The sequence below is a fragment of the Pseudomonas mosselii genome, assembly GCF_003205295.1.
Lineage (GTDB): Bacteria > Pseudomonadota > Gammaproteobacteria > Pseudomonadales > Pseudomonadaceae > Aquipseudomonas > Aquipseudomonas mosselii_B.
In genome coordinates this window covers 23,549-29,875 of the sequence record NZ_QJRP01000049.1, presented here as the reverse complement: position 1 = coordinate 29,875, position 6,327 = coordinate 23,549, and the positions used below count along the sequence as shown (strand labels likewise).

General features: G+C 63.0%; 5 protein-coding genes. 4 read left to right on the top strand and 1 reads right to left on the bottom strand.

The window, feature by feature from the left end:
- The first annotated feature begins 394 nt into the window (after nt 1-394).
- Genes DMX06_RS24655 through DMX06_RS24645 form a run of 3 tightly spaced genes read left to right on the top strand, consistent with a single transcriptional unit; the run spans nt 395 to nt 3,957 of the window.
- Nucleotides 395-1,054 carry a paraquat-inducible protein A gene (locus DMX06_RS24655; protein WP_110739770.1) on the top strand — a complete coding sequence of 220 codons (660 nt, stop codon included), beginning with the start codon at nt 395-397 and terminating at the stop codon, nt 1,052-1,054.
- Nucleotides 1,041-1,664, top strand: a complete 624-nt coding sequence (locus tag DMX06_RS24650) for a paraquat-inducible protein A (RefSeq protein WP_110739769.1) — start codon at nt 1,041-1,043, stop codon at nt 1,662-1,664. Before DMX06_RS24655 ends, DMX06_RS24650 begins: the two co-directional genes overlap by 14 nt.
- On the top strand, nt 1,657-3,957 hold the full coding sequence (locus DMX06_RS24645; RefSeq protein ID WP_110739768.1) for a PqiB family protein: 2,301 nt from the start codon (nt 1,657-1,659) through the stop codon (nt 3,955-3,957). The genes DMX06_RS24650 and DMX06_RS24645 overlap by 8 nt, the downstream gene beginning before the upstream one ends.
- 209 nt (nt 3,958-4,166) lie before the next feature.
- Here DMX06_RS24645 and rpsT read toward each other — a convergent pair whose 3' ends face one another.
- Complete coding sequence (gene rpsT / locus DMX06_RS24640; protein ID WP_023533220.1) at nt 4,167-4,445, bottom strand: 30S ribosomal protein S20; 279 nt, start codon at nt 4,443-4,445, stop codon at nt 4,167-4,169.
- Between the two features lie 250 nt (nt 4,446-4,695).
- Between rpsT and murJ the strand changes: the two genes are divergently transcribed.
- On the top strand, nt 4,696-6,234 hold the full coding sequence (murJ, locus tag DMX06_RS24635; protein ID WP_110739767.1) for a murein biosynthesis integral membrane protein MurJ: 1,539 nt from the start codon (nt 4,696-4,698) through the stop codon (nt 6,232-6,234).
- Nucleotides 6,235-6,327: the final 93 nt, after the last annotated feature.

Genomic DNA, 6,327 nt, shown 5'->3' with positions numbered 1-6,327 from the left:
AGCAGTGAAACGATGCATCGCCGATGGTAGTGTGGGGTTTCCCCATGTGAGAGTAGGTCATCGTCAAGATTCATTTCGCAAAACCCCTATCTGCGCGAGCAGGTAGGGGTTTTGTCTTTTCCGCGTTCCAAAATCAACGCCACACCGCCGCCCCTGTGGGAGCGGCCTTGTGTCGCGAAAGGGCTGCAAGGCAGCCCCGACAATCCTGAGACAGACCCAAGATCCTGGGGCCGCTACGCAGCCCATTCGCGGCACAAGGCCGCTCCTACAGGGAGGGCGATTCGCTTGCGGAAAATGTGACCCGGCTACCGATACAGTTCCTCATAATGGCCGTCTCCCACAATTCGAGTCGGAACACTAGAATAGAGCCGACGCATCCATTCAGAACCCCCTTATGCCCAACCCTGTCGATCCCGAAGCGCTCGCGCAGCTGCCGCTGGACGAACTCGTGGCCTGCCACGAGTGCGACCTGCTGATGCGCAAGACCACGCTGCAAAATGACGAGAAGGCCCTGTGTCCGCGCTGCGGCTACGAGCTGTACGCCCATCGCCACAACCTGATCAACCGCAGCCTGGCCTTGGTCCTGACCGCGTTGCTGCTGTACGTGCCGGCCAACTTCCTGCCGATCATGCAGTTACACCTGCTCGGCCAGACCTCCGACGATACCGTCTGGAGCGGTGTGCTCGGCCTGTACAATTCAGAAATGCGCGGCATCGCCGTGGTGGTGTTCCTGTGCAGCATGGCCATCCCTCTGCTCAAGCTGCTCTGCCAGCTGATGGTGCTGTTGAGCATCCGCCTGGATATCGGCCGCAGCTATGGCCTGCTGATCTATCGTGTCTATCACCACCTGCGTGAGTGGGGCATGCTCGAGGTCTACTTCATGGGCGTGCTGGTGGCCATCGTCAAGCTGGTCGACCTGGCGGAGCTGAGCGTTGGCCTGGGCCTGTTCTGCTTTATCAGCCTGTTGCTGGTACAGGTATGGCTCGAGGTGGTCATGTCGCCACACCAGATCTGGGTGGCCTTGTCGGGGGAGGATGTCCATGCGGGCGATTGATGCAGGCATCCTGGTCTGCAATGAATGTCACGAGCTGAACCGCCAGGAGCACGCCAGTGCCTCGCAGGTCTGCACCCGCTGCGGCGCGGTCGTGCATGCCCGGCGGCCGAACAGCATCGTGCGTACCTGGGCGCTGCTGATCACGGCCATGGTGCTGTATATCCCGGCCAACGTGCTGCCGATCATGACCGTCAGCGCGCTCGGCCAGGGCAGTCCGGACACCATCATGTCCGGGGTCATCACCCTGATGAAGCACGGCATGCTGCCGATCGCCGCAGTGGTGTTCATCGCCAGCATCCTGGTGCCGACCTTCAAGCTGGTCGGCATCGCCCTGTTGCTGTACTCGGTACAGCGCCATCAGCCGCTTTCGGCGCGTCAGCGCATCCTGATGTACCGCTTCATCGAATTCATCGGCCGCTGGTCGATGCTGGACATCTTCGTCATCGCCATCCTGGTGGCGGTGGTGAATTTCGGCCGCATCGCCAGTGTCGAAGCCAACCTGGGCGCCGTCGCCTTCGCCACCGTGGTGATCCTGACGATGCTCGCCGCTTTAACTTTCGATCCCCGACTGATCTGGGATAACACGGAGTCGGATGACGACCATGAGTGATTTGCCTACGGCTAAAACCCGGCCTGCTTCGAACTGGTCGGCCATCTGGATCCTGCCGCTGATTGCCCTGGCGATTGGCGGTTGGCTGGCCTGGCAGGCCTATCGCGATGCCGGTATCGAGATCCAGGTGCGCTTCGAGAGCGGCGAGGGCATCGTCGCCAACAAGACCGAGGTCATCTACAAGGGTATGTCGGTGGGCAAGGTCGTCGCCCTGGTGCTGGATGACAAGGGGGAAAACCGCGGTGTGGTCGCCACCATCGAGATGCGCAAGGAGGCGGGCCCGCACCTGACCAAGGGCACGCGCTTCTGGCTGGTGAAGCCGAGCGTCAGCCTGGCGGGTATCTCGGGGCTGGAAACGCTGGTTTCGGGCAACTACATTGCCGTCGATCCAGGGGAGGGTGAGCCGACCAAGCGTTTCGACGCGCTCAAGGAGGCCCCGCCGTTGTCCGATTCCGAGCCGGGCCTGCACCTTACCCTCAAGGCCGAGCGCCTGGGTTCGCTCAATCGTGACAGTCCGGTGTTCTACAAGCAGATCCAGGTGGGCCGGGTGAAGAGCTATCGTCTGTCCGATGACCAGGGCACGGTGGAGATCAAGGTGTTCATCGCCCCGGCCTACGCCAGCCTGGTGCGCAAGCACACGCGGTTCTGGAACGCCAGCGGGGTCAGCATCGACGCCGACTTGTCCGGCGTGAAGGTGCGCACCGAATCGCTGTCGAGCATCGTTGCCGGCGGTATCGCCTTCGCCACGCCGGAGAATCGCAAGGACAGCCCACCCACCGACCCAAGCCTGCCGTTCCGCCTTTACGAAGACTTTGATGCCGCCCAGGCCGGCATCCGGGTCAAGGTCAAGCTCAGCGATTTCGAGGGGCTGCAGAAGGGCCGCACGCCGGTACTGTACAAAGGTATCCAGGTGGGAACGCTGAAGGAGTTGAAAGTCGAAGGCGATCTCTCCACTGCCATGGCCGAGCTGACCCTGGACCCGTTGGCCGAGGACTACCTGGTCGAAGGCACGCAGTTCTGGGTGGTCAAGCCATCCATTTCGCTTGCCGGTATCACCGGCCTCGAGGCGTTGGTGAAGGGCAACTACATTGCCGTGCGCCCGGGTGAGCCAGGTGCCAAGCCGCTGCGCGAGTTCGAGGCGCGTCCCAAGGCGCCGCCGCTGGACCTGAAGGCGCCGGGCCGGCACATGGTGCTGTTCGCCGATACCCTGGGCTCGCTGGAAGTGGGCAGCCCGGTGATGTATCGCCAGGTACGCGTGGGGAGCGTGCAGAGCTACCAGTTCGCCCGCAACAGCAAGCGCATCCTGATCGGGGTGCACATCGAGAAGGAATACGAAAACCTGGTCAACGGCTCCTCGCGCTTCTGGAATGCCAGCGGCATCACCCTGACCGGTGGCCTCTCGGGGATCCAGGTCAAGAGCGAGTCGCTGCAGACGCTGATGGCCGGTGGTATCGCCTTCGATACGCCGAAACCGGATGTGCCGCTCAAGCGCCGCATCCCGCGCTTCCGTCTGCATGAAAGCCAGGATGCGGCCAACCGCGCCGGCACCCTGATCACCATCCGTGTCGAGCGTGCCGAAGGCCTGAAGCCGGGCACGCCGATCCGCTTCCGCGGCTTGGATGTCGGCAGTGTCGAGAGTGTCGACCTGACCAGCGACTTGCAAGCCGTATTGCTGCGTGCGCGGATTACCCAGGCAGCCGAGCGTATCGCCCGTGCCGGCACCCAGTTCTGGGTGGTCAAGCCGGCCTTGGGCCTGGTGCGTACCCAGAACCTCGATACATTGATCGGCGGCCAGTACCTGGAGGTGCTGCCAGCGCTCAAGGACAAGGGGCCGCAGCGTGACTTCATTGCCTTGAGTGATGCGCCGGAAGTGAAAGGCGAGGAGGTCGGCCTGCCACTGACCCTGAGCGCGGCGCGCCGTGGCTCGATCAAGCCGGGTGTGCCGGTGACCTACCGTGAGGTCACGGTGGGCAGGGTCACCGGCTTTGAGTTGGGCCAGACGGCCGACCGGGTACTTATCCACATCCTGATCGAGCCGCGTTACGCCGGGCTGGTGCGTGGCGGCAGCCGCTTCTGGAACAGCAGCGGGTTCGGCTTCGACTGGGGGCTGTTCAAGGGCGCCACGGTGCGCACCGAGTCGGTGGAGACCCTGATCGAGGGCGGGATCGCCTTTGCCACGCCGGATGGCGAGCAGATGGGCAACCCGGCGCGGCCACAGCAGACCTTCGCCTTGTTCGACAAGCCCGAAGATGCCTGGCTGGAGTGGGCGCCGAAGATTCAGATCGGCAAGTGATCTGGTGCCTGTAGGAGCGGCCTTGCGTCGCGAAAGGGCCGCAAAGCGGCCCCGGCGATCTTTGCATCAGCACTGAAATCCTGGGGCTGCTACGCAGCCCTTTCGCGACGCAAGGCCGCTCCTACAGACAGAGGGGGAGTGTTGCTGGAGAGAAATCACAGGCATAAAAAAACCGACCCTAAGGTCGGTTTTTTCGACAAGAACGTCGCTTAGGCAGCTGCAGCTTCTTTCAGCGCCTTGATGTGGCCATTCAGACGGCCTTTGTGGCGAGCAGCTTTGTTCTTGTGGATGATACCCTTGTCGGCCATGCGGTCGATTACAGGTACAGCCAGAACGTAAGCGGCTTGCGCTTTTTCGGCGTCTTTTGCGTCGATGGCTTTGACTACATTCTTGATGTAGGTGCGGACCATGGAACGCAGGCTGGCGTTGTGGCTGCGACGCTTCTCAGCCTGTTTTGCACGTTTCTTGGCGGAAGGTGAGTTGGCCACCGTCGAGCTCCTCGAAAGACTTTAGGTAAATAGCAAACAAAATAGGCCGCGAATCATGCCGATGAGTCGAGCGGATGTCAAGGCCACCTGCAGGGTTCCGCCGAGTGGTGAGCCAACAGGAGGGAAATATTCCTTTCTGCCGCACGACCTGTAAACTCGGGAATTTTTGGCTCCCCTGCGAAGGCGCGGGAGTATCGCACATTCGGACGCTGTCTGGCAGCGCCCTCTGTCCCTGGCGTGAAACTTTTCGATGAACCTGCTCAAATCCCTGGCCGCCGTCAGCTCCATCACCATGATTTCCCGGGTGCTCGGCTTCGTGCGCGATACCATCCTGGCGCGAGTGTTCGGTGCCGGCATCGCCACCGACGCCTTCTTCATCGCCTTCAAGCTGCCCAACCTGCTGCGGCGGATCTTCGCCGAGGGGGCGTTCTCCCAGGCCTTCGTGCCGATCCTGGCCGAGTACAAGACCCAGCAGGGCGAGGAGGCCACCCGTACCTTCATCGCCTATGTGAGCGGCCTGCTGACCCTGGTCCTGGCCCTGGTCACGGTGATCGGCATCCTCGCCGCGCCGTGGGTGGTCTGGGCCACCGCGCCAGGCTTCGTCGACAGCGCGGAGAAATACGAGCTGACCACCTCGCTGCTGCGGGTGACGTTTCCTTATATATTGCTGATCTCACTGTCGTCGCTGGTCGGTGCGATCCTCAATACCTGGAACCGCTTCAGTGTGCCGGCGTTCACGCCCACGCTGCTCAACGTGGCGATGATCGCCTTCGCCGTGCTGCTGACGCCGTACTTCGACCCGCCGATCATGGCCCTGGGCTGGGGCGTGCTGGCCGGTGGCCTGGCGCAGCTGCTTTACCAGCTGCCGGCGCTGAAGAAGATCGGCATGCTCGTGCTGCCTCGCCTGAACCTGCGCGATACCGGTGTGTGGCGCGTGCTCAAGCAGATGCTTCCGGCCATCCTCGGGGTGTCGGTCAGCCAGATCTCGCTGATCATCAACACCATCTTCGCCTCGTTCCTGGTGGCAGGCTCGGTGTCGTGGATGTACTACGCCGACCGCCTGATGGAGCTGCCGTCCGGCGTGCTGGGCGTGGCCCTGGGCACCATCCTGCTGCCGACCCTGGCCAAGACCTACGCCAACAAGGACCGCGAGGAGTATTCGCGGATCCTCGACTGGGGCCTGCGCCTGTGCTTCCTGCTGGTGCTGCCCTGCACCCTGGCCCTGGCCATCCTCGCCGAGCCGCTGACCGTGGCGCTGTTCCAGTACGGCAAGTTCACCGCCTTCGACGCTGCCATGACCCAGCGCGCCCTGATCGCCTATTCGGTGGGCCTGCTGGCGATCATCCTGGTCAAGGTGCTGGCACCTGGCTTCTATGCGCAGCAGAATATCCGCACACCGGTGAAGATCGCGGTCTTCACCCTGGTCTGCACCCAACTGTTCAACCTGGCCCTGGTCGGCCCGCTGGCCCATGCCGGGCTGGCCCTGGCCATCAGCCTGGGCGCGTGCCTGAACGCTGGCCTGCTGTATTGGAAGCTGCGCAGCCAGCAGCTGTTCCAGCCGCAACCGGGCTGGATGGTGTTCCTGCTCAAGCTGGTGCTGGCAGTGACCTTGATGTCGGGTGTGCTGCTGCTGGGCATGCACTACCTGCCGGCCTGGGAACAGGGCAACATGCTCGCACGCTTCCTGCGCCTGGGGGGCCTGATCGCGGCGGGCGTGGTGACCTACTTCGGCTGCCTGTTCCTGTGCGGATTCCGCCCGCGGCATTTCGCCCGCAAGGCGTTGCATTGATGCGCGAGAGGGGTCAGGCGTCGGTTTTTCGCATTCCACCGCCCATGGGGGCGCTGCTGCCTGTCGCCAGCGCCCGCGTGTGGTTATAATCGG

Bases quoted from the DNA above. Each gene is read 5' to 3' on its own strand.
- DMX06_RS24655 (WP_110739770.1), top strand. From the start codon at position 395: ATGCCCAACCCTGTCGATCCCGAAGCGCTCGCGCAGCTGCCGCTGGAC.
- DMX06_RS24650 (WP_110739769.1), top strand. From the start codon at position 1,041: ATGCGGGCGATTGATGCAGGCATCCTGGTCTGCAATGAATGTCACGAG.
- DMX06_RS24645 (WP_110739768.1), top strand. From the start codon at position 1,657: ATGAGTGATTTGCCTACGGCTAAAACCCGGCCTGCTTCGAACTGGTCG.
- murJ (WP_110739767.1), top strand. From the start codon at position 4,696: ATGAACCTGCTCAAATCCCTGGCCGCCGTCAGCTCCATCACCATGATT.